This is a genomic window from Amycolatopsis albispora, from assembly GCF_003312875.1.
Taxonomy (GTDB): domain Bacteria; phylum Actinomycetota; class Actinomycetes; order Mycobacteriales; family Pseudonocardiaceae; genus Amycolatopsis; species Amycolatopsis albispora.
This window is the reverse complement of record NZ_CP015163.1, coordinates 446,384-466,189: the sequence shown is the minus strand read 5'-3', so window position 1 is coordinate 466,189 and position 19,806 is coordinate 446,384. Positions and strand designations below refer to the sequence as shown.

The window sequence follows — 19,806 nt, the reverse complement described above, 5'->3', positions numbered from 1 at the left end:
CACTCCTACCTATTTGCGAGAACTCTCCACCGCCGCGGATATCGTGTTGATGCTGCGGAAGGTCGACTCCTTGAGCGCCTCCTCCGGCAGCTCGATCTCGAACGTGTCCTCGATGGACAACATCAGACCCAGGCAGGTCAAGGAGGTCATGCCCAAGCGCCAGAGGTTGTCGTCAGGGCGAAGATTCTGGCTGTACCCATTCAGGTTGAGCTGCTTCGTCACGAGGCTGCGAATGGTGTCCGCGACAGATGGTTGATAAGCGGGCATTGCTACCGCGTTCCCCCGGTGCCGGTGGTGGCCCCAGTCGGTTCGGCCACGTCACCATCGCCCTTGAAGGCGCGCAGATAGCGCGCGACACGACGTGCACCATGCAGGTTCCCCTGTGCGTACCAGAGAATGTCGGGGCCCAGGGCGTAATCGACGCCGAGTTGCTCATAGGTCTGCACGGCCAAGTTCCGGTAGTAGTCGGTGAGCTGCGAGGTCGTCATCTGTGGTGCGGCCTGTGCGCCGGTCTCGAACCAGGCGGCAAGGCTGTGTGTGACATATTCATCGATCGACCATTCGACGGTCCTGGTCGCCACTGGCTTGCGCATCGGCTGGAAAATCGAGTCGATGATTCCGGACTTTCCTTGCAGTTCATTGGCGACGTGCTCGGCCAGCAGGGGCGCACAGTGGAAGCCGTCACGGTAGGTGCCCGTCATCAGATACAGGCCCGAGAGTGGCATCCAGCCGACCAACGGGAATCCGTCGAGCGTGACGGGGCGGTTGCCGGTGCACCATTTCGTGACCTCGTGGGTGGCTGCCCGCTCGTCGAGCTGTTGCATTGAGTACTGGGCCAGGAAGCGGACGTCGGCCATCCAGGTGACACTGGAGACAGTGTGCACCAAGCGGTTGGTCGCGCCGTAGTACTCCAGCCCGCCGCCTTGCGGCACCACGTGCAGTCCGCAGGCGAAACCGCGATTCGGCGTCCGAACCACGCTGGTGAACGGTTCACCCCCGGTCCGCTTGGCGATCATCGCGAAGCCGAGCCCCGGAAAGGTCGGCATCAGATCGGGCACGTCGAACACGGTTCGCACCAGCGACTCACTGTGGATGCCGGCGGCCACGACGACAGTGCCGGCTTCGATGAGATGGCCGTCGTCCAGCTCGACCGCGGTCACCTCCTCGTCGCTGCCGACCAGCCTCCGTACTGTCTGATCGAGAAGGATCGCTCCGCCATGCCGCAGTCTGCGTTCCAGCGACGCCAGCACCCCGCGAGCATCCACGGCTCCCTCCGTCGGCAGATGAAGGGCACGCAATGCGCGCGACTCCGTCCGGGGGTGGTAGCCGGGAATGTCGGCCGGGTCGACCTCCTTCCATGGCCTTTCGTACTGGTCGAGGGCGTCGATTATCGCGGCGAAGTTCACCGTGTCCAATTCGGCTCCGACGGAGTTCAAGATGATGTGCGATTCCGTCGTTGTCTGCAGCGGCCGGTCGGATGGCGCGAACTCATCGAGCCGCCGCAGCGTCTCGGGCCATTTGTCATGGGCGGACAGGCCGAGCTCGAACCTCGTCCGCGCGGCGTCGGTCCGCAGCGTTTCGGTCGTGGTCTCACCGAAACAGCCGAGCATCGCACCGGCCGCCTGGCTGGCGCCCGTGTCGCGATGGCTCGGACCCACTACCACCACTGATCCGACCTGGCGCTCGATCAACTCGTCAGCAAGAAACAGGCCGAGCGCGCCGTTGCCGATGATCACCACATTGGCCTTGGCCGGTCTCTTGGTGCCAGCGGCGAATACGAGGTCGGACTTCATGGTCGGATTGGACACCCCGGGCTCCTCAGATTTTGGCTGATGCCTCTCAGCGCGTGATCAGATGTCGAAGATGTAGAGGCCGAAGTTCCGGTCGGAAACCAGGACGTAGTTCTTCTCACCGATCTTGTGGATTTTGACGCCCCAGAAGTCGATGCCGGGCTCGCGGAAGGCGCCGACCTCCCGCAGACCGTCGCTGCCGTAGCTCAGCACCCGGAGGCCACCGGCGAAGAAGGTCGCGTACACCAGCCGGCGATCGGGGTCGATCGCCACGTGCGACGCCGAGAAGTCGCCGAAGCCGGTGCCGTACCTCGGGTCCTGTGACTCGGGGATGGCGTACGTGTCAACCTGAGTGGCCGAACCGGCGCCAGCGCTGCCAGGGATGTCCGTCTTGAACAGCCGGAGGCAGCCCCAGCCCACGAACTCCGACTTGACATCGGTCGCGCAGGCCACCGGATTGGCCGGTGTCGGGGTGGTGCCGGCGGTCTCCGCGGTTACGCCAGGCACACCGAGAAGCCGCAGACCCGTCAGGCGGTTGACGAACATCAGCGGGATCGTTCCCCTGGCCGCCGTGGGGAACTGCTGCATAGCGTCCGGTCCCTGGTGGTTGAAGATGATGCCAGCGCTGTAGCCGGCCGCGGTGATGGCATCCAGCTTCTCCTGGAACGCGCACCCCGGGGCCGACCCGCCGGTCAGGATCGAGGCGTCACGCTCGATGAGCGCGATCCCGCGCCCGGGCGGCACGGTGCCCGGGCAGCCGGAGCCGACAAAGGTGGGCATACCAGAGATGGGGTGGTCGGCATTGACCGGTGCCGAACCCGAGCTCCAAGCCGCGACGTACTCGGTGCCGGCGTGCGGGCCCGATGTGATCGTGCCGAAAAGGCGATAGGCTTCGATGTTCTCGTCGGCGCCCACCAGATACTCGGCGTCGGGCGAGAGGTCGCAATGGTTGGCGTTGCCCTCCGGCCAGATCTGTTGCCCGCGCTTGGCACGCTCCTCGTCGAATTCGGCGTACTCGGTCCCCGCGATCAGCGAGACGTTGCCCGGCGTCGGGTCGGTGACGTCGAGCAGCACGTACCCGCCGTCCCAGTACGTCGCGGTCATGACGTACCGGTCGCCGACCCGGCGTACGTCGACGGCGTGCCCGAACACCGAGATGAGGCCCCTCGAAGGGTCTCCGGTCACCTGGAACGGTGCCATCCTCAGGTCAAGGGCGTTGACCATCACCGGGTTACGGGGATCAGTGATCTCCATGATCACGATGTCGGTGGTGGGCTTGTCGGTGACGAAACCGACGTAGGTGCGGCTGGTGGAGCTGTCTGTCCAGGCGCAGGTGTAGTACGCCGCCAGGGCCTGATCCGCCGGCTCGTTGTGCGAATCCGTGTAGTCGCCGGCGTGGGCGGCGAGGAGCTGGGCATTCTCTGGGTCGGAAACGTCCCAGATGTTGATGCCACCCCGCTGGCGCGGCCCGGACGGATCGGGCGCATCAGCCAGGATGTAGTGCTCGTTGGGGTGGATGAACAGCGCACCACTGAAGTACTCGTTGTCGATCTCGATCACGCACGGACCCTCGCCGACGTAGTTGCCATTCGTGGTCTCGATGAACGCGCTCTCGACCTCGAAGGGCGCTTTCGGTTCACTGATGTTCATGACGTAGGCGCCGGTCCGTACACACGTCGGATGCCGGTATACCGTGAGGAACGCGTAGTCGCCGTAGGCAGCCACGTCCGCGATGTGACGCGCGAGGCCCGCACCCGACGGGTTGGTGACCGTGGCCTTACCCACCAGCGTCACCCCGTACGAGACGGACGGCAGGTGCCCGTCAAGCTCCCGAGCGCGCCAGACGAAGCCCTCGCCCTGGCCCACATCCGTGCCGGTCATTCGTGCCTCCCAACCATGTGTCCCTCCCAACGGAGGAAGGATGCCGTCGGCGGCCTGGGGCTGTCCCGTCGCCGGTTCACGTGACTGCGATGCCCCGGGTGGCGCGGCCTACGATCCAGCTCAAACCGAGGGCGAATGGGAGCCGGACGCGTGGACATCGGTACGCTCGCGACGCTCGTCCGCGCGATTCTCGTGATCATGGTGCTGGCCCGGCTACTCGGGCTCCTGTGCCGGCGGTTCGGGCAGCCGGAGGTGACCGGCGAGATCGTCGGTGGCATCCTGCTCGGTCCGACCGTGTTCCACGGCGCGATCACCCGTGAGCTGTTCCCGACCGACATCCGCCCGGCGCTCGAGATGCTGTCCACCGTCGGGATCTGCGTCTTCATCTTCTTCGTGGGGCTGCACCTGGCCGACGGCGGCCTGCGCGGGAAGGGCCAGCTCGCCGTCGCGCTTTCGCTCGGCTCGATGGTCGTGCCGTTCGTGCTCGGCACCCTGTTCGCGATCGGCATCGTCGGCGACCGGTCCGGCCGGGCCGCGGTTCTCTTCTGCCTCTTCGTCGGTACGGCGATGTCGATCACCGCGTTCCCCGTCCTGGCCCGGATCCTGACCGACCGCGACCTGATCGACACTCCCGTCGGCGGGTTGGCGCTCGCTACGGCCGCGGTCGGTGACGTCCTCGCCTGGTCGATGCTCTCGGTCCTGGTCGCCCTCTCCCACGGAAGCACGCTGCCATGGCAGGTGCTGCTGGTCCTGCCCTTCGTGGCGATCCTCGTCGGGGTGGTGCGACCGCTGCTGGCCAAGCTGGCGGAGCGCCCACCCCGGACCCGGGTACGGAGCCGGGGGGCCAGGGTGAGCCTCGATGCCGGACTGGCGATCGCGGTCGCCGCGGCCCTGGTGCTGTCGTGCGCGGCGACCTCGTGGATGGGGCTGCACGAGGTCTTCGGTGCCTTCCTGCTCGGTGCGGTCATGCCCCGGACGGGCGCGGCTACCTTGCGCGCGTCCGTGCTGCCGTGGACCGAGCGCGTCAACCGAGTGGTGTTGCTGCCCCTGTTCTTCGTGGTCGCCGGTTTCGCGGTCAACCTGTCCGGGATGGACTGGCGGGCGGTGGGCCTGCTGCTGTTGATCCTGCTGGTCGCCATCGGCGGCAAGATGGCCGGCGTCTTCGGGGCCGCTCGGCTGTGCCGGGTGTCCGTCCGGCACAGCGCCGGGCTCGCCCTGCTGATCAACACTCGCGGGCTCACGGAGCTGATCGTGCTGGCGGTCGGCCTTCAGATCGGCCTGCTCGACCAGCGGCTGTACTCGCTGATGGTCGTCATGGCGTTGGTCACCACGTTGATGCCGGGCCTCCTGCTGTCCTTCGTCTACCCGAAGCGGGCGACACGGAAGCACGAGTCCCGGGCAGTCACACCACTGCTGGAAAGGGAGTCGATGCCATGAATCCGTCCGTTGCGGAGGAGGTCGATGTGATGAACCCGTTCGACGACCCGGAGGGCCGCTTCCTGGTGCTCGTCAACGACGAGGAGCAGCACTCGCTGTGGCCGAGCCGCCGGGCGGTACCCGCCGGCTGGCGGATCGTGTACGGCGAGGACAGCCGGCAGGCGTGTCTGGACTACGTCGAGCAGCACTGGACCGACCTGCGTCCGCTGAGCGTGCGCTGAGCGGACTCCGCGCCGCCCGCAGAGAAAGGGACAGCCCGTGCTCGCGATTTCCGATCTCCTGGAGGAACTGCGCTCGGCCGGCATCCAGCTGTGGCTGCAGGACGGCAGGCTGCGATACCGGCCGGCCGGCGCACTGGACGGCGAGCGGTTGGCGGTGCTCCGTGAGCGGCGCGACGAGCTGATCTCCGCGATACGCGCCGACGCGGCGCCGGCGGCTCGGCCGGACAGCATACCGCTGTCCGAGCACCAGCAGGGCATGTGGTTCCTCGATCAGCTGGGCCTGCTGGGGCCGGCGTACAACCAGACGTCCCTGCACCGCATCGCTGGTGAGCTGGACGTGGCGGCCCTGCGTTCGGCGATCACGGAGATCATGCGGCGACACGAGATCCTGCGGACCGCGTTCCCCGCGCGCGACGGGATCGGGGTACAGGTGGTGGAGCCGGCCGGCGACCCCCGCTTCACCTTCCTGGACGTGTCCGGCCTGTCCGTCGCCGAGCAGGACCGGTGGTGGGACGACCGAAGGCGGAGGTACGCGGAGCACCGGTTCGACATCTCCGTGGCGCGCAACTTCCGCACCGAGCTGATCCGCTTCGGCCCGGCCGAGCACGTGCTGGTTTTCCGCTCCTATCACCTGGTGATCGACGGGTCTTCGTACGCTCACCTCTTCCACGAGCTGCGCACGCTCTACGCGGCGTACCGGACCGGGATCCCGTCCCCGCTGCCCGAGCTGACCATGCAGTACGCCGACTACGCACTGTGGCAGCACGGCCGGGATGGTGCCGTGGCGAAGCGGCACCTGGACTACTGGAAGGAGCGGCTGGCCGACGCGCCGCACGTCTTCGACCTGCCGACGGACCGGCCCCGGACGGCGGTCGCCGACCTCGCCGGTGGCATGGTCGAGGTGCCGGTGCCCGCCGAGGTGGCCGACGGGCTGCGCCGACTGGCCGGGCGCGAGGACACCACGCTGTTCATGGTGCTGCTCGCAGCGTTTCACACGCTGCTGTACCGGTGGAGCGGGCAGACCGACGTCAGCATCGGGATGATCGTCGACGGGCGGGCACACCCCGACGTCGCCGCCAACATCGGCCACTTCGTCAACCCGGTGGTGCTGCGGGCCGACCTGGCCGGGCAGCCGACCTTCGCCGGGCTGCTCGGCCACCTCCGGCCTCGGCTGGTCGAGGCCCTGGAGCACCGGCACGTGCCGTTCGACCGGCTGGTGGCCGAGCTCCGGCCGCAGCGGGACCTGACGGTACATCCGCTTTTCCAGGTGCTGTTCACCTACCTGGCGGCAGAGCCGTTCGACCTCCTCGACGGGCTGACCGTCATGCCGATCGAGCCGGGCGAGCCGAACGCGATGTTCGACCTCACGCTCTCGGTCTCGGAGACCGAGGCGGGGGACATGCACGTCGGCATGGCGTACCGGACCGCGCTGTTCGATCGCTCCACCATGCAGCGCCTGGCCGGCTACCTGATCAACCTCCTCACCGCGGTCGCCGCCGCACCCGACGTGTCGATCGACGACCTGCCTCTGATGTCCGCCGCGCAGCGGCACGAGGTCCTCGAGGTCTGGAACGACACCGCCAACCGGTTCGACGACGGCAGCTGCCTGCACCAGGTGATCGAGCGGCAGGCCACCGCCGCGCCGGACGCCACCGCGGTGGTGTTCGAGGGCCGGGCGCTGACCTACCGCGAGTTGGACCACCGAGCGAACGCCCTGGCCCGGCACCTGCGCGAGCTGGGCGTCGGCCCCGACGAACGGGTCGGCATCGCGCTGCACCGATCCTTGGACATGGTGGTCGCCAACCTGGCGGTGCTCAAGGCCGGCGGAGCCTGTGTGCCGATCGACCCGACCTACCCGATGGCCCGCCAGCAGCTGATCGCCGAGGACGCGGCCCTGCGACTGCTGATCCGCGATCGGGACGGACCGGACAGGGCCGCCGAGCCGGAGCGGGTGCTGGCGCTCGACGTGTTCGGCACACCGTGCGACGCGACCGGACCGCCCAACCTGGCCGACCCGGCCAACATCGCCTGGGTGCTCTACACCTCGGGGTCCACCGGCACGCCCAAGGGCGTGGCCATGTCACACCGCGCCCTGCACAACCAGGCGCAGTGGCAGCGGCGCCAGGGCCCCGGCGGACGCGGACGCACGCTGCAGTGGGCCGCGCTCAGCTTCGACATCTTCTACCAGGAGATGGTGACCACGCTGTCGGTCGGCGACACGCTCGTCCTGGTCAGCGAGGAGGTCCGGCACGACTTCGAACGGCTGCTCGACGTGATTTCCGAGCAGCGGATCGAGCGGATATTCATGCCGTTCGTGGCCCTGCGCGGGCTGGCCGAGCTGGCCGTGCGCCTGGGCCGGATCCCGCGGTCGCTGCGTGCGGTGCTCACGGCGGGCGAGCAGCTCCAGGCCACCCCGGCGATTCGAGCCTTCTTCGAACAGATGCCCGCCTGCACCCTGTACAACCAGTACGGACCCATCGAGGTGCACCTGGCCACCTCCCACCAGCTCGACCCCGATCCGACGACGTGGGCGGAGCTGCCACCCATCGGCAGGCCCTTCGACAACGTGCGAGCGTACGTGCTCGACGCCGAACTGCGGCCGGTGCCGCCCGGCGTGGCCGGCGAGCTGTTCGTCGGCGGCCTCGCGCTGGCCCGCGGCTACCTCGGTCGCCCGGAGATGACGGCGGAGCGGTTCCTGCCCGACCCGTTCGGCACTGGGGCCCGGATGTACCGCACCGGTGACCGAGTCCGCTGGAACGCCGTCGGCCAACTGGAGTTCATCGGCCGCTTCGACGACCAGGTGAAGATCCGCGGGTTCCGGGTGGAGGTCGCCGAGATCGAGGCGGTCCTCACCGGCTGCCCGGGCGTGCGGGAGTGCGCCGTCTCCGCCCACCGCCACGGCGCCGGCGACGTCCGCCTGGTCGCCTATGTCGTGCCGGACTCGGACGCCCCGCCGACCGCCGCCGAGCTCCGCGCCTTCCTCGCCGACCGCCTGCCCGACTACCTGGTGCCGGCTGCCTACCAGCCGGTGACCGAGCTGCCGCGTACGCCCAGCGGGAAGCTGAGCCGGCGGTCGCTGCCGCAGCTGTACGACGGGCCGGAGTGGGCCGGGGCGGCCCAGTACGAGTCGCCGAGCACGCCGATGGAGGAGCGCATCGCCGCGATCTGGGCCGAGGTGCTAGCCGTGCCCCGGGTCGGCCGGCGCGACAACTTCTTCGAACTGGGCGGGCATTCGCTGCTGGCGGTCACCGTCGTCACCCGGCTCAGCGAGGTTGTCGGGCGCACGGTCGCCCTGCGTGCCCTCTTCGAGGCGCCGACGGTGGCCGCCCTCGCCAGCCGCCTGAGCGACGCCGAAGAGCGATGAGCGGCTCGCGCCGGCCATGCCGGGCTTACCCGGTTCGGCGGTTCCGCGTGGACTCGTTCGACGTCGAGAACCGGCCGAAGTCGTCGACCCGCTTCGACCCGAAGACGGGGTCTGGCACCATTCCGGAGTCGGGCATCCCGGTCTCGAGCGGCACGCGGTCCCGCTGACCGGCTGGGTCCCACCGGACACCGGGCACTGGCGATGGACGTGATCAGCCGTGCTGACCGCTCGCCTGGTCGTCCTCGAGCCCCATGGCGAGCTGGATCCAGGCCGCCGCACAGGCTCTCGCCAGCGCGCCGAGGTTGACCCGGGAGTGCGGCGGGAGGTGGCGCAGCGGGAGCGGGATCTCGTCGGTCAGCAGCACCTGCGGACCGAGCCAGCGCAGCAGCATCCGGCCGGACTCGGTGTAGCGCAGCGACGGATCGCGCTGCATGGTCTTGAGCAGCGACCGCAGCTCGTCGGAGGGGTCCGCCTCCGGAAGCTTCACGGTCATCTGCCGGTCCTCCGCCCGGTCGGCGCGGTCCGGCCGGGTCCGCCGGTCCAGTACCGGGTCCTCGCCGGCCCGCAGGCGCGCTCGGACGCTCCGCGCGGTCTCCACGGAGATGCCGGCGTCCTTCGCGATCTGGCGCAGGGTCGCGTCCGGGTGGCTGGCGATCAGCTCGGCCGCGACCCCCCGCCCGGCCGCGCCGTTGATCGGCCGGACCCGGCCGTCCCGGCCGATCCGCGCCAGTACCGGCGGGCCGTCGATCTCGCGGCGCAGCGATCCGATGGTCTTCGCCGCCAGACCAGCGGTGAGGGCGATGGCCCGGTCCGACATCCGCGGCTGGGCGCGGATGATCCGGACGGCCGCTGCACGCCGATCGGCCGTCGAGAGCGGCATGCCGTGTGACACGTTGAGCCGGACGGCGAGCAGGAACGCCTCGTTGTCGTCGCCGTCGAACAGCTTCGCGGAGATCTCCCGCTCGCCGCGCAGCCGGGCGGCGGTGAGCCGGTGCGCCCCGTCGATCACCCGCATCGTCCTGCGGTGCACCACGATCGGTGGCAGGTTCGCCTCCGTCTGCGCCAGCGATCTCGCGTGAGCCAGGTCCACGCCCGCGGAGCGCGGCGAGTCGGCGTCGCGGACCGCGGAGATCGGCAGCCGTACGACGGCGTTGTCCCGGGCCGGGACCGGCTCGGCGGACCGCTGGCCATCGGTGGACGATCGGGGTTCGACTGGGGATCGAGAGGTGTCGACCGACACTGGGGAGCCCCCGTTCTTTGTCACGGCCACGGCCACGGCCGTCGAGCGAAGACACGGCCTTCACTCATCCTGACCCTGCGGCCGGACATACGGGATTCACCTATTTTGGGGTCAACGACTCACTCGACGGGCGTGCGCAGGAAGCCCAGGCGGCGTACCTCCTCCACGCCGCCGGCCAGCGGGACCGGATCGCCGCCGCGAGACAGGGCGGCAAGGAACTCCCGGCGCGGCACTGGCCCGGCATTGAGCCGCCGGCTCTGCTCGCTGTCCCACTCGACGTCCAGCAGCGTCACGCCGGTGCCGGCCAGCCGGCACTCCATGTCGAGCAGCGCCACCTTCGAGGCGTTGGTCTGCCGGTGGAAGCAGGTGTCCAGGGTGAATACCGTGCCGACGCCGATACCGACGGCGCCCCCTACCAGCTCCTCGCCGTCCCAGACCTCGACGCTGTGGGCCCAACCCAGCTTGTGCAGCTCCCCCATGCACTCACACAGCTCGTCGGTGAGCCACTCGGGGATGCGGTTCACGCGGCACTCGGCGAGCACCCGGTCGAAGCTCTGGTTCGCGGTGGTGGTCCAGCGCAGCCGGTTGCGCAACAGCTTCATCAGGCTGCGCGGCTTGGTGAGCCGCCCGTACGGGATGACCGGGCGCGGGTCCGGTGACCACCAGGTCAACGCGAACGGATCGGGGAGCGGCGAGTCGAGCACCGCGGTCGTCCCGGCCGCCACCGAATCCTCGTACAGGAAGTGGTTCACCTCGGCCTCGGCCGCGGATACCGCCGGCATCGGGAAGGCGCCGTGCCGGTAGCCGGCGAGGACAGTCGCCGGGTCGAGGCGGCCACCGATCGCGGCCGGCGCGTCGCCCGGGGCACTATCCATCGCAAGACCGTCCCACACGCATCCCTCGCAGCGAAACACCTGTCGATTCTGGCCTCCGACCACCGACCAACGGGACCCCTCATGACCGCACCCTCGACAGAGAGCTCCTTCGACGCATCGGCGCGGTGGCTGCGCCGGCCGCGTCCCTGCCACGACCCGGCGACCCGGCTGGTCTGTCTGCCGCACGCCGGCGGCACCGCCAGCGAGTACGCTTCCTGGGCCGCCCGGCTGCCGGCCCGGATCGAGCTGATCGCCGTCCAGTACCCCGGCCGGCAGGACCGGCTGGCCGAGCCCTGCGCGCGGTCCGTCCAGGAGATCGCCGACGCGCTCGTTGCGGCGCTGGCCGCCTACGCCGACCGGCCGCTGTACCTGTTCGGGCACAGCATGGGCGGCCTGGTCGCCTACGAGGTCGCGGCCCGGCTGGAGGCCGGCGCCGGGCCGGGTCCGGCGGGCCTGTTCGTCTCCGGCACGCTCGCCCCGCACCGGTTCCTGCCGCCCCGGGAGGTGCTCGACAACGCGATCATCGAGGCGGAGACCCGGGCGGCCGGCTGGACCGATCCGATGGTGTTCGAGCACCCGGAGCTGCGCGAGCTCGTGCTGCCGGCGCTGCTGGCCGACGTCCGGGCGGTGCTGTCCTACCGCCGCCGCGATCCGGCGCGGCTGCGTTGCCCGATCGTCGCCTACGCGGGCAGCGACGGTCCCGCCGACGTGCCGGCCCAGCTGGCCTCCTGGGGCGAGCTGACCTCCGGCCCGGCCGCCTGGCGGCGCTTCGACGGCGATCACTTCTACCTCCAGCCCCGGGAGGCCGAGTTGGTTGCCGACATCCTGACCCGGATGTCTAACTGGGGAAACGTCTCAGTTGGACACCTATGAGCGAAGGAGGAAGGACCGTGGCCGATTCGGATCTCGCCGAGCGGTACCGCTTCGCGCCGGACATCCTCGCCGCGGTCCGGGCGGCGTCCCGACCGGACAACTGGCACGGCCCGCTCGAGGCCGTCGAGCATTGGACCTGGATCGCTGTCTGGTGCGCGGCGTCGGTGCTGGCGTGGCGGCACACCCCCTGGTGGCTGGGGGTGCCGGTGTACATCGTGGCGATATTCTTCATCGGCGGCCGGCAGCGGGGCATCGCCGGCATGCTGCACATGGCCACGCACCGGGCGTTCATGGCCAACCATCGGGTCGGCAGCGTGATCGGGGCGGTCCTCGGCGGATACCCCGTGCTGCAGAGCTACACCGGCTACCGGGCCTCACATCTCGGCGAGCACCACGGCCGACTGGGTGACCCGGAGCGGGACCCGGACTACCGTCAGTACCGGGACAACGGGCTGTGCGGGGACGACCTGAGCCGCCGGGCGCTGCGCCGGTACCTGTGGCGCGTCATAACGCCTCGGGCGACCGCCTCGTACGTGCTCTACCTGCTGCGGCACCGCATCATGACAGCCGGCGAGCGCCCGGCCGAGCGGGTGCTCCGGGTGATCCTGCTGGCGGCGGTGCTCGCCTGGGCCGTCCTGGGCGGCTGGTGGCCGTGGTTGCTGCTGCTCTGGTTCGTGCCGCTCGTCACCACGCAGGTGTGGATCGGCGCGTTGGCGGAGCTGATGGAGCACTTTCCGCTCATCGAGACGTCCCCCCGGATCGACATCTACATGTCCTGGAACCGGGTCTACGGACTGGGCACCCGGTTCCTGCTGGGTGAGAAGGACGGCGAAGGCTTCCACCTGGTCCACCACCTGTACCCCCGGACGCCGATGTGGCGGCTGCGCGAGGTCGACGCGATCCTGCGCCGCGACCCGGTGTACGCGGCCCTGCCCCGGCTCGGCGGCGCCCTGGGTGGCCTGGAACAGATCTACCGATCGCTGCCCCCGCGGCGGGACCACACCGGTCCCGCGCTCCCCCGCACATGACCAGCCCAGTGGTCGTGGTCTACCCGGCCGGGGGTGCCACGCCGATCGAGCTTGCCGCCGATGCCGGGGACTACAAACTGCTGTTTGCCGCACCCGTCGGAGACCTGCCGGAAGGCCTGGCCGAGCTGCTGGCAGCGGTTGGCGAGCTCATTGGCGTCACCGACGAGGCGGCCGGTGGTGCGCGACGGAGCCGGCGCCATCGTCGGCAACCCCATCTGGCTGCCCGGAAACTCCCCACCTGACCGTCGCCGGCGGCGTGGGGTCAGACGATGCGCTGGACCCAGCCGAACTCGTCCTCGGCACGGCCGTACTGGATGTCCAGCAGGGCGGAGCGCAGCGACGTCGTCACCCGCCCCGACCCACCGTCACCCACGACGATCTCGCCATCAGCGGACAGCAGCCGGGCGATCGGCGTGATCACCGCCGCCGTGCCGCAGGCGAACATCTCCGTCAGCGCATCGCTCGCGGCATCGGACCGGAACTCGTCGATCGAGTACGACCGCTCCTCGACGGTGAGCCCGCGGTGCCGGGCCAGGGTGATGACCGAGTCTCGGGTGATACCCGGCAGGATCGTGTCGGTCAGCGGCGGGGTGACCAGCGTGTCCCCGAGCACGAAGAAGACATTCATGCCGCCGAGCTCCTCGAAGTGCCGGTGCTCCGTGGCGTCGAGGAAGACCACCTGCTCGCAGCCGTGCCGCATGGCCTCGGCCTGGGCCAGCAGACTGGAGGCGTAGTTGCCCCCGCATTTGGCTGCACCAGTGCCGCCGGGGCCCGACCGGTTGTTCTCCCGCTCCAGCCAGATCGAGCACGGCTTTGCCCCACCGGCGAAGATCGCCCCGACCGGCGAGGCCAGCACCAGGAACTGGTACTGCAACGCCGGCCGCACCCCCAGGTACACCTCGGAGGCGTACTGGATCGGCCGCAGGTAGAGGCTGGACTCCCCGCTGCCCGGAACCCAATCCCGGTCCTGCTCGATGAGCACCCGCAGGGAATGAAGGAACAGCTCCGGCGGCAGCGGCGGCATCGCCATGCGCTCGGCGGACCTGACGAACCGCGCGGCGTTGGCGTCGGGCCGGAACATCACGACCCCGCCGTCGGGCGCACGGTAGGCCTTCAGCCCCTCGAAGATTGACTGGGCGTAGTGCAGCACCGCAGTGGCCGGGTCCATCCGCAGCGGGGCATAGGGCTCGAGTCGGGCATCGTACCAGCCCTTGCCGTCGGAATAGCTGATCGACACCATGTGGTCGGTGAAGGTCCGCCCGAACCCCAGGTTCGCCAGCAGCGCCTCCCGTTCGGCCACGGCGACGGGGGTGGCGTTCTGTCGAGTTTCGAACTCAAGGCTACCGTTCATTCAGGCATGCGCTTTCGCTTTGACTGGTCCCCGGAAGCAGTGACAAGCGTTCGGCTGATTCCCAATGCTAGCGTCGGTGCGTCTCTTTGGTCAACTAATCACAACGGAACTTTCCAACAAGAAGCAAGCTAAGTGGACAAATCACACCTGCAATTGTGACTGCATTCTCCGGTTCGGGGGCCGCCGTGGACGACGGAATAAGGACTTGCTGACGGATCAAGGCGACGGCTACCGGCGGTGGTGACGGCAGCGGCCGGCGCAGAGGTACAGTCGCCGAATAAGGACAGAATGCGAGACTGGGGGAAAAATGATCCGAACCGATATTCTCGTCAATTCACCCATCTTCCTCGTCGGCCTGACCCACACGCTGACCATGGCAGGCATCGATGTCGTCGCCATGCGAACCTCGCCCACAGTGGACGCGTCCTGCCTCGCGGATGCAGCTGTGATCGACGTTGACGCGCTTCGGATACCCGACGACCTGACGCATGTCACCGAGGTGGCCAAGAGCGCGGCGGTCCTGGTCCTCAGCAACTCGGACTGCATCGAGACCGAGATGTACCTGCGGGCCGGAGCGTTGAGGGTGGTGAGCAAACTGGAGTCCTGCGAGGGCATCGTCGGCGCGATCCGGGTGGTGACGTCCGGAAGCCGCGTCTGGCAGGCCGAGCCCACCGCGCTGCACGCCGACACATCGGGCTACCAACAACTGTCCATGCGCGAGGAGCAGGTGCTGCGGTACATCTCCCGTGGCTTGACCCACGGTCAGATCGCCACCCGGTTGGGCATCAGCCCGCATACGGTCGACACCTATGTCAAGCGCATCCGGGCCAAGCTCGGCTGTGGCAACAAGGCGGAACTCACCCGGGCCGCGCTGCTCGGCCAACCTGCCGCCGAGAGCCGAAACACCCGGTCGCCCGAACAATCGGAGACCGTGTCGCTCATCGGGGTTGCATGACGCCGCCCGGTGACGCGCACGGCATCCATCCCGGGGCGGCAGCCCGACCCTGGTTCCGGTGACAAGACGCCCCAGCCGGGCGGAACCCCACGGTGTGCTCAACGGGGCGGCTGACGTCAGACACGTCCGACCAGCGATCACGGTCATTACGAGGAGGGAATCACGGTGGCTGAAAGCGTTGTCCAAAAGGTGACCCAGGGTCTGACGGCCGAACAAGTCCAGTTCTTCACGGAGAACGGGTTCATCGGCCCCTTCGACCTCTACTCCGAGGAAGAGGCTCCGCTGGTCTGGAGCCAGGCCATGATCGATATGGTCACGTCCGAGAACAAGCCGCACGACTCGACCATCATCAACTACGACCGCCATCTCGACTGTGAAGCGCTGTCCCGGCATATCGCCCACCCGGCGATCGTCCACAAGCTTCGCAGCCTCATGGATAACGACATCATGTGCTGGAAGACGCACATCTTCGAGAAAGAGCCCGGCGACTCGGGAACGGGCTGGCACCAGGTCGAGGCATTCACTGTGTACAACGAGTCGGAAACCCGCTCGTATCCCTCGCTGCACTACACCGAGGAGTCCACGGCCGCCACGCAGGAGCTCACCGTCTGGACGGCCTTCTCCGAAGCGGACAAGGCGCACGGTTGCCTGCGCTTCCTGCCCGGCAGCCACAAACAGTGGTACTACGACGAGTCGAAGCCGATGACATACAACGTCGAGAACAAGGCCCACGACTTCTTCGGCTACGACTACGCGGAGCTCAAGCTCGACAAGGACTGGGATCCGAACAGTCACGAGATCGTCGACATGGAGTTGAAGCCCGGCCAGTTCGTCATCTTCCTGGCCAAGTGCGTCCACGGCTCGCACCCCAACACGAGTGCCACCAGGCGCGTGGGGTTGGCGTCGCGTTATGTATCGCCGTCCGTGCGGGTCTACGAGCACATCAACCGTCTCAGCGGGTTCGGCGACGCGATCGACCTCGACTACCACGGATGCGTCATGGTGTCCGGCGAGGACAAGTACGGGCATAACCGGATGTACCGGGAGAACCTCAACGGCTTCCCCTTCCCGAAGGTCGAGTCCGATGGCCACTGACGACTACCGGCAGAGGTTCGCCGAGATCCTCGCGACTCAACCTTTCGGCGACGGTCTCACCTACGAGCAGGTCGCCCGGGCGCGGTCGCGGCAGGAACTGGGCATCAGCTCGCTCAACATGATCATCGTGCTGATGAACTACATCAACAAGTACACGGACGGCACCATCACAGTCCGCCCGGAATGGGTCCCCCGGCTCAACGACATCGACGGCATCGTCTCCGTCCTCCGCGAGATCGATGCGGTCGGCGTCGAACCGGCTCGGTCCTGACGTCGCCACCTCGCCGGGCCCGGCAATTCCCGATCCTCGGCCGATCGAAGGGAACCATGATCTCGGACCACGAAGACATCGGCATCGGCTCGTTCGCGTGCGCCTTCGGCGATCTGGAATGCAAGCCGGAGGACATCCCTGATTTCGGCGCCCTCTGGGAGTCCGTGTCGTTCGGCACCGACTTCCATGAGATGGGATGTACGACGTACCGGAAAATGTCCGGGCCGGTCGAAGACTATGTCGTGGACGCCGTGCGCCGAACCCTCCGGGACGCCGGCGTCGCCGCCGCGGACATCGACCACCTTGTGTTCGCGACCAGCGACCCGACCTTGGCTCTGTTGCCGTCCGACTTCGCGGGCCGAGTGCTACTCGCCTTGGGAATGGACGACTGCGTCCCTCATGTCATCTCCTATCAGCGGTGCTGCAGCTCGCTGACCGCGCTTCGGCACGGCCAGCGGCTGTTGGCCGATCCGGAGGCGACCCACGTGGTGGTCGTCGCCATGGACTTCGTGTCGCACGACCGCGACCGGGTGCTCCCCTACGCGATATTCGGTGACGCGGCCGCGAGTTGCCTGCTGGCCCGCCGGCCGGGACTCGTGCGGCTGGTCTCGTCCGCGATAAAGATCGACCCGGAGGGATTGCGCGGCCTCGACACGTTCGTCTCGCGCAAGGATGTCGCCGAACGGACGCTGTCCGCGGCGCTCCGGGCCGGTGGCCGGCAGCAGGCACAGATATCCAAGGTGTTCGCGGCCAACCTGCACAAACCGCTGACGCTGTTCAACGCGACATCCGTCGGTCTGCGCCCGGACACCCTGCACTTCGCCGACACGCTCGCCACCTACGGACACTGTGGAAACGTCGATTGGGTGATCAACCTGGCCGATTACCACGAGCGGTTCGGCATTCAGCCCGGACAGACGTATATGGCGCAGTCCCTGGCGCCGGGGTTCTACGCCTGCGGACTCCTCGAAGGAAGCGCGCAGTGAGCGGGTATCTGTCCACAACGGATTGCGTCGGACCGATCGCCCTACCGGACGGCGTGCCGGAATCCCTGCACTCGCTCGCCCGGGCGGCCGGCGTGGACGACTTCGACCCGCTGTTCCTCTGCGCCGGTGTACTGGCCGAGCGGCTGCCACGCCCCGGCACCCATTGCCGCATCCGGGTCACCCTGGGGCCGGTCGAAGCGATCGTTGGGGCGACCGGCGCCCCGGACCTGTCCCTGAACTTCCGCGAGGCGCTCCGGCAGGCCCCCCGGCCGCGGGGCACCACCGTGCCCGGACCGGGGGGCGACGACGAACCGGTCGCCGTGACGATCCTGTTCGGCCAGGCCGGCCGGCAGCTGTACGTCGAGACCATGACGGACTCGTCCGACCTCCCCACCGCGCAGGCCTGGGCGCGCTCCTTCCTGCAACTGCTGACCAGCATGGCGAACGAACCCGATCGGCCGATGCTCGACCATCCGCTGGTCGGCGCCGAGGACCGCGAGCTGATCCTGCACGGCCTCAACCCACAGCTCCGATACCGCACGATGGCCGAACCGTTCCAGGAGCAGGCGGAGCGAACCCCGGATTCGGTCGCGTTGCAGGACGAGAACGGGGACACGGTCAGCTACCGGGAGCTGAACGAGCGCGCGAACCGGCTGGCCCACCACCTGCGCGAGCGCGGTGCCCGCCCGGGTGCTCGGATAGGCGTCTTCCTCCAGCGCGGCATCCACCAGGTTGTCGCGTTCTACGCCGCGGTCAAGACCGGTGCCACCTACGTTCCCCTGGACGCCGACCTGCCGGACCAGCGCATCGCCCTGATGCTGGCGGACTCGGCGCCAAGCCATGTGCTGACCGATCCGGCCTGCCGCGCTCGCCTGCCCGGCGGCGCGTGGGAGATCCACGACGTCCACGCGGAGCGCACATGGTCCCGCCGGCCCGCGACGAATCCGGTTCTCGACGGCGGCCCGGGTGGCGTGGTCTCCGAGCCGGTCCACATCCTCTACACGTCGGGGACGACCGGCCGCCCCAAGGGCGTGGCCTCCCGCACGGCCGGCACCCTGGCCAACGTCTTCTGGATGCAGCGCCAGTACCCGTTCCATCTCGGCGATACGGCCCTGTACAAGACCTACGCCGGGTTCGACGTGCACATCTGGGAGATCTTCTGGCCGCTCTACCACGGGGCGCGGTTGATGATCTGCCGGCCCGGCGGCGAGCGCGATCCGCGGCACCTCGCCCGGCTCATCCGGGACCACGACGTGTCGATGATCTTCCTGGTGACGACGCTGGTGCCGGCTTTCCTGGACGAGATGTCCCGGGTCGGGGCCCACGCGCTGCGGTGGCTGGTGTGCGGCGGCGAGTCGATGAGCCCGCGGATCCCGGCGGCCTTCCACGCCGCGCTGCCCGGCAGCACCCTCGTCAACGCCTTCGGTCCCACCGAGGCCGGTTCGGTCACCGACAACGTCATCGAGCCCGGCTGGGACGGCGTCGTCGTTCCGGTCGGCCGTCCCGCGGACAACTTCCGGGCAACCATCCTGAACACCAAACTCGATCTTGTCCCGGTCGGCACGCCCGGGGAGGTGTACATCAGCGGTGTTGTCGGCCTGGCGGACGGCTACTGGCGGCAGCCGGGCAGGACCGCGGAGCGGTTCGTCGCGGATCCCCACGGGCCGCCGGGGTCGCGGATGTACCGCACCGGTGACCTCTGCCGGCTTCGCGAGGACGGCGCGCTGGAGCACCTCGGCCGGATCGACCGGCAGGTCAAGATCCGTGGCCTGCGGATCGAACCCGGTGAGGTCGAGGCGGTGCTGGCCGCTCACCCCGCGGTCGGCGACTGCGCGGTGATCGCCCACGGGTCGCCGCCCAGCCTGCTCGCCTTCGTCGTCCCCGCCGGCGGGTGCACCACCGCCGACCTGGACCCCGCGGCGCTCCTCGAACTCGCGGCCGGATTGCCCCGCCAGATGCGGCCCGCGCAGGTCGTGCCCGTGGACCGTCTTCCGGCGACGGTGAACGGAAAGCTGGACCACAACGAGCTGATCAGGATCTGGCAGGCGTCGACCGAGCCCGAGCGTACGGTCGTGCCCCCCGCCGACGAGCTGGAAGCCACCCTCGTCGAGATCTACCGGCGGGTCCTGAGGCGGTCGCCGATCAGCGTCCTGGACACGTTCGTCGAGCTCGGCGGCCACTCGATCCTCACGTTCCGGCTACGCGACGAGTGCCAGGCGATCCTGCAAGCCGCGCCCGACCTGACGAAACTCCTTGACGGGACAGTGCGCGACGTGGCCGCGACGATCCGCGACGGAGGGTGCCCACCCGAGACGAAGGTTTCCGTCACCGCTGGAACCGCTGGACGAGAGCTGGAGGACGGTTCTGGACACGCTGACGACCGGTGACGCGGAGAAGCTCGCTCAAACGGCATCTCATCGGAGAACCTTTCCGGTAAAG

Annotated in this window: 17 protein-coding genes; 11 read left to right on the top strand and 6 right to left on the bottom strand. The window is 68.8% G+C overall.

Annotation, left to right across the window (positions count from 1 at the left end; translation table 11 throughout):
• Positions 1–9 precede the first annotated feature (9 nt).
• The 3 genes from A4R43_RS02375 to A4R43_RS02365 are packed head-to-tail and all read right to left on the bottom strand — an operon-like array spanning position 10 to position 3,671.
• A complete protein-coding gene (locus A4R43_RS02375; RefSeq protein WP_205215219.1) occupies positions 10–222 on the bottom strand; it encodes a phosphopantetheine-binding protein in 213 nt (70 codons plus the stop codon).
• A gap of 47 nt (positions 223–269) precedes the next feature.
• Positions 270–1,808: an NAD(P)/FAD-dependent oxidoreductase gene (locus A4R43_RS02370; RefSeq protein ID WP_113690762.1), complete on the bottom strand. Its 1,539-nt coding sequence runs from the start codon at positions 1,806–1,808 to the stop codon at positions 270–272.
• Between the two features lie 42 nt (positions 1,809–1,850).
• A complete protein-coding gene (locus A4R43_RS02365) occupies positions 1,851–3,671 on the bottom strand; it encodes an LVIVD repeat-containing protein (RefSeq protein ID WP_113690761.1) in 1,821 nt (606 codons plus the stop codon).
• A 150-nt stretch (positions 3,672–3,821) separates the two neighbouring features.
• Here A4R43_RS02365 and A4R43_RS02360 point away from each other — a divergent pair, with 150 nt between their 5' ends.
• The 3 genes from A4R43_RS02360 to A4R43_RS02350 are packed head-to-tail and all read left to right on the top strand — an operon-like array spanning position 3,822 to position 8,693.
• A complete protein-coding gene (locus A4R43_RS02360; protein ID WP_236808725.1) occupies positions 3,822–5,108 on the top strand; it encodes a cation:proton antiporter in 1,287 nt (428 codons plus the stop codon).
• Positions 5,109–5,134: 26 nt separating this feature from the next.
• Positions 5,135–5,329 carry an MbtH family protein gene (locus A4R43_RS02355; protein WP_113697296.1) on the top strand — a complete coding sequence of 65 codons (195 nt, stop codon included), beginning with the start codon at positions 5,135–5,137 and terminating at the stop codon, positions 5,327–5,329.
• Between the two features lie 37 nt (positions 5,330–5,366).
• Positions 5,367–8,693, top strand: coding sequence for a non-ribosomal peptide synthetase (locus A4R43_RS02350; protein WP_113690759.1), 3,327 nt, complete (start codon positions 5,367–5,369; stop codon positions 8,691–8,693).
• A 211-nt stretch (positions 8,694–8,904) separates the two neighbouring features.
• Here the strand turns inward: A4R43_RS02350 and A4R43_RS02345 are convergent, their stop codons facing one another.
• Entirely contained in the window at positions 8,905–9,933 is a 1,029-nt protein-coding gene (locus A4R43_RS02345) for a ParB/RepB/Spo0J family partition protein (RefSeq protein WP_236808724.1), read from the bottom strand.
• A 119-nt stretch (positions 9,934–10,052) separates the two neighbouring features.
• On the bottom strand, positions 10,053–10,871 hold the full coding sequence (locus tag A4R43_RS02340) for a leucyl/phenylalanyl-tRNA--protein transferase (RefSeq protein WP_162788283.1): 819 nt from the start codon (positions 10,869–10,871) through the stop codon (positions 10,053–10,055).
• An 18-nt stretch (positions 10,872–10,889) separates the two neighbouring features.
• Between A4R43_RS02340 and A4R43_RS02335 the strand changes: the two genes are divergently transcribed.
• The 3 genes from A4R43_RS02335 to A4R43_RS42530 are packed head-to-tail and all read left to right on the top strand — an operon-like array spanning position 10,890 to position 12,951.
• Entirely contained in the window at positions 10,890–11,681 is a 792-nt protein-coding gene (locus A4R43_RS02335; protein WP_113690757.1) for a thioesterase II family protein, read from the top strand.
• A gap of 17 nt (positions 11,682–11,698) precedes the next feature.
• Entirely contained in the window at positions 11,699–12,709 is a 1,011-nt protein-coding gene (locus A4R43_RS02330; RefSeq protein WP_205215218.1) for a fatty acid desaturase, read from the top strand.
• On the top strand, positions 12,706–12,951 hold the full coding sequence (locus tag A4R43_RS42530) for a hypothetical protein (protein ID WP_162788282.1): 246 nt from the start codon (positions 12,706–12,708) through the stop codon (positions 12,949–12,951). The genes A4R43_RS02330 and A4R43_RS42530 overlap by 4 nt, the downstream gene beginning before the upstream one ends.
• Before the next feature lie 20 nt (positions 12,952–12,971).
• Here A4R43_RS42530 and A4R43_RS02320 read toward each other — a convergent pair whose 3' ends face one another.
• Positions 12,972–14,009, bottom strand: a complete 1,038-nt coding sequence (locus A4R43_RS02320; protein WP_236808723.1) for a branched-chain amino acid aminotransferase — start codon at positions 14,007–14,009, stop codon at positions 12,972–12,974.
• A gap of 358 nt (positions 14,010–14,367) precedes the next feature.
• Here A4R43_RS02320 and A4R43_RS43720 point away from each other — a divergent pair, with 358 nt between their 5' ends.
• The 5 genes from A4R43_RS43720 (at position 14,368) to A4R43_RS02295 (ending at position 19,754) form a co-directional block, all read left to right on the top strand.
• Entirely contained in the window at positions 14,368–15,015 is a 648-nt protein-coding gene (locus A4R43_RS43720) for a response regulator transcription factor (RefSeq protein WP_113690753.1), read from the top strand.
• Positions 15,016–15,180: 165 nt separating this feature from the next.
• Complete coding sequence (locus A4R43_RS02310; RefSeq protein ID WP_162788281.1) at positions 15,181–16,110, top strand: chlorinating enzyme; 930 nt, start codon at positions 15,181–15,183, stop codon at positions 16,108–16,110.
• Positions 16,100–16,381, top strand: coding sequence for a hypothetical protein (locus A4R43_RS02305; RefSeq protein WP_113690751.1), 282 nt, complete (start codon positions 16,100–16,102; stop codon positions 16,379–16,381). Before A4R43_RS02310 ends, A4R43_RS02305 begins: the two co-directional genes overlap by 11 nt.
• A gap of 56 nt (positions 16,382–16,437) precedes the next feature.
• The gene (locus A4R43_RS02300) at positions 16,438–17,367 is read left to right on the top strand and encodes a beta-ketoacyl-[acyl-carrier-protein] synthase family protein (protein ID WP_162788280.1); all 930 of its coding nucleotides are present in this window, start codon (positions 16,438–16,440) and stop codon (positions 17,365–17,367) included.
• A complete protein-coding gene (locus A4R43_RS02295; protein WP_205215217.1) occupies positions 17,364–19,754 on the top strand; it encodes a non-ribosomal peptide synthetase in 2,391 nt (796 codons plus the stop codon). Before A4R43_RS02300 ends, A4R43_RS02295 begins: the two co-directional genes overlap by 4 nt.
• Positions 19,755–19,806 lie beyond the last annotated feature (52 nt).

Excerpts from the sequence above, each read along its gene's own strand:
- A4R43_RS02335 (WP_113690757.1), top strand. The coding sequence starts at position 10,890 with ATGACCGCACCCTCGACAGAGAGCTCCTTCGACGCATCGGCGCGGTGG.
- A4R43_RS43720 (WP_113690753.1), top strand. The coding sequence starts at position 14,368 with ATGATCCGAACCGATATTCTCGTCAATTCACCCATCTTCCTCGTCGGC.
- A4R43_RS02305 (WP_113690751.1), top strand. The coding sequence starts at position 16,100 with ATGGCCACTGACGACTACCGGCAGAGGTTCGCCGAGATCCTCGCGACT.
- A4R43_RS02300 (WP_162788280.1), top strand. The coding sequence starts at position 16,438 with ATGATCTCGGACCACGAAGACATCGGCATCGGCTCGTTCGCGTGCGCC.
- A4R43_RS02365 (WP_113690761.1), bottom strand. The coding sequence starts at position 3,671 with ATGACCGGCACGGATGTGGGCCAGGGCGAGGGCTTCGTCTGGCGCGCT.
- A4R43_RS42530 (WP_162788282.1), top strand. The coding sequence starts at position 12,706 with ATGACCAGCCCAGTGGTCGTGGTCTACCCGGCCGGGGGTGCCACGCCG.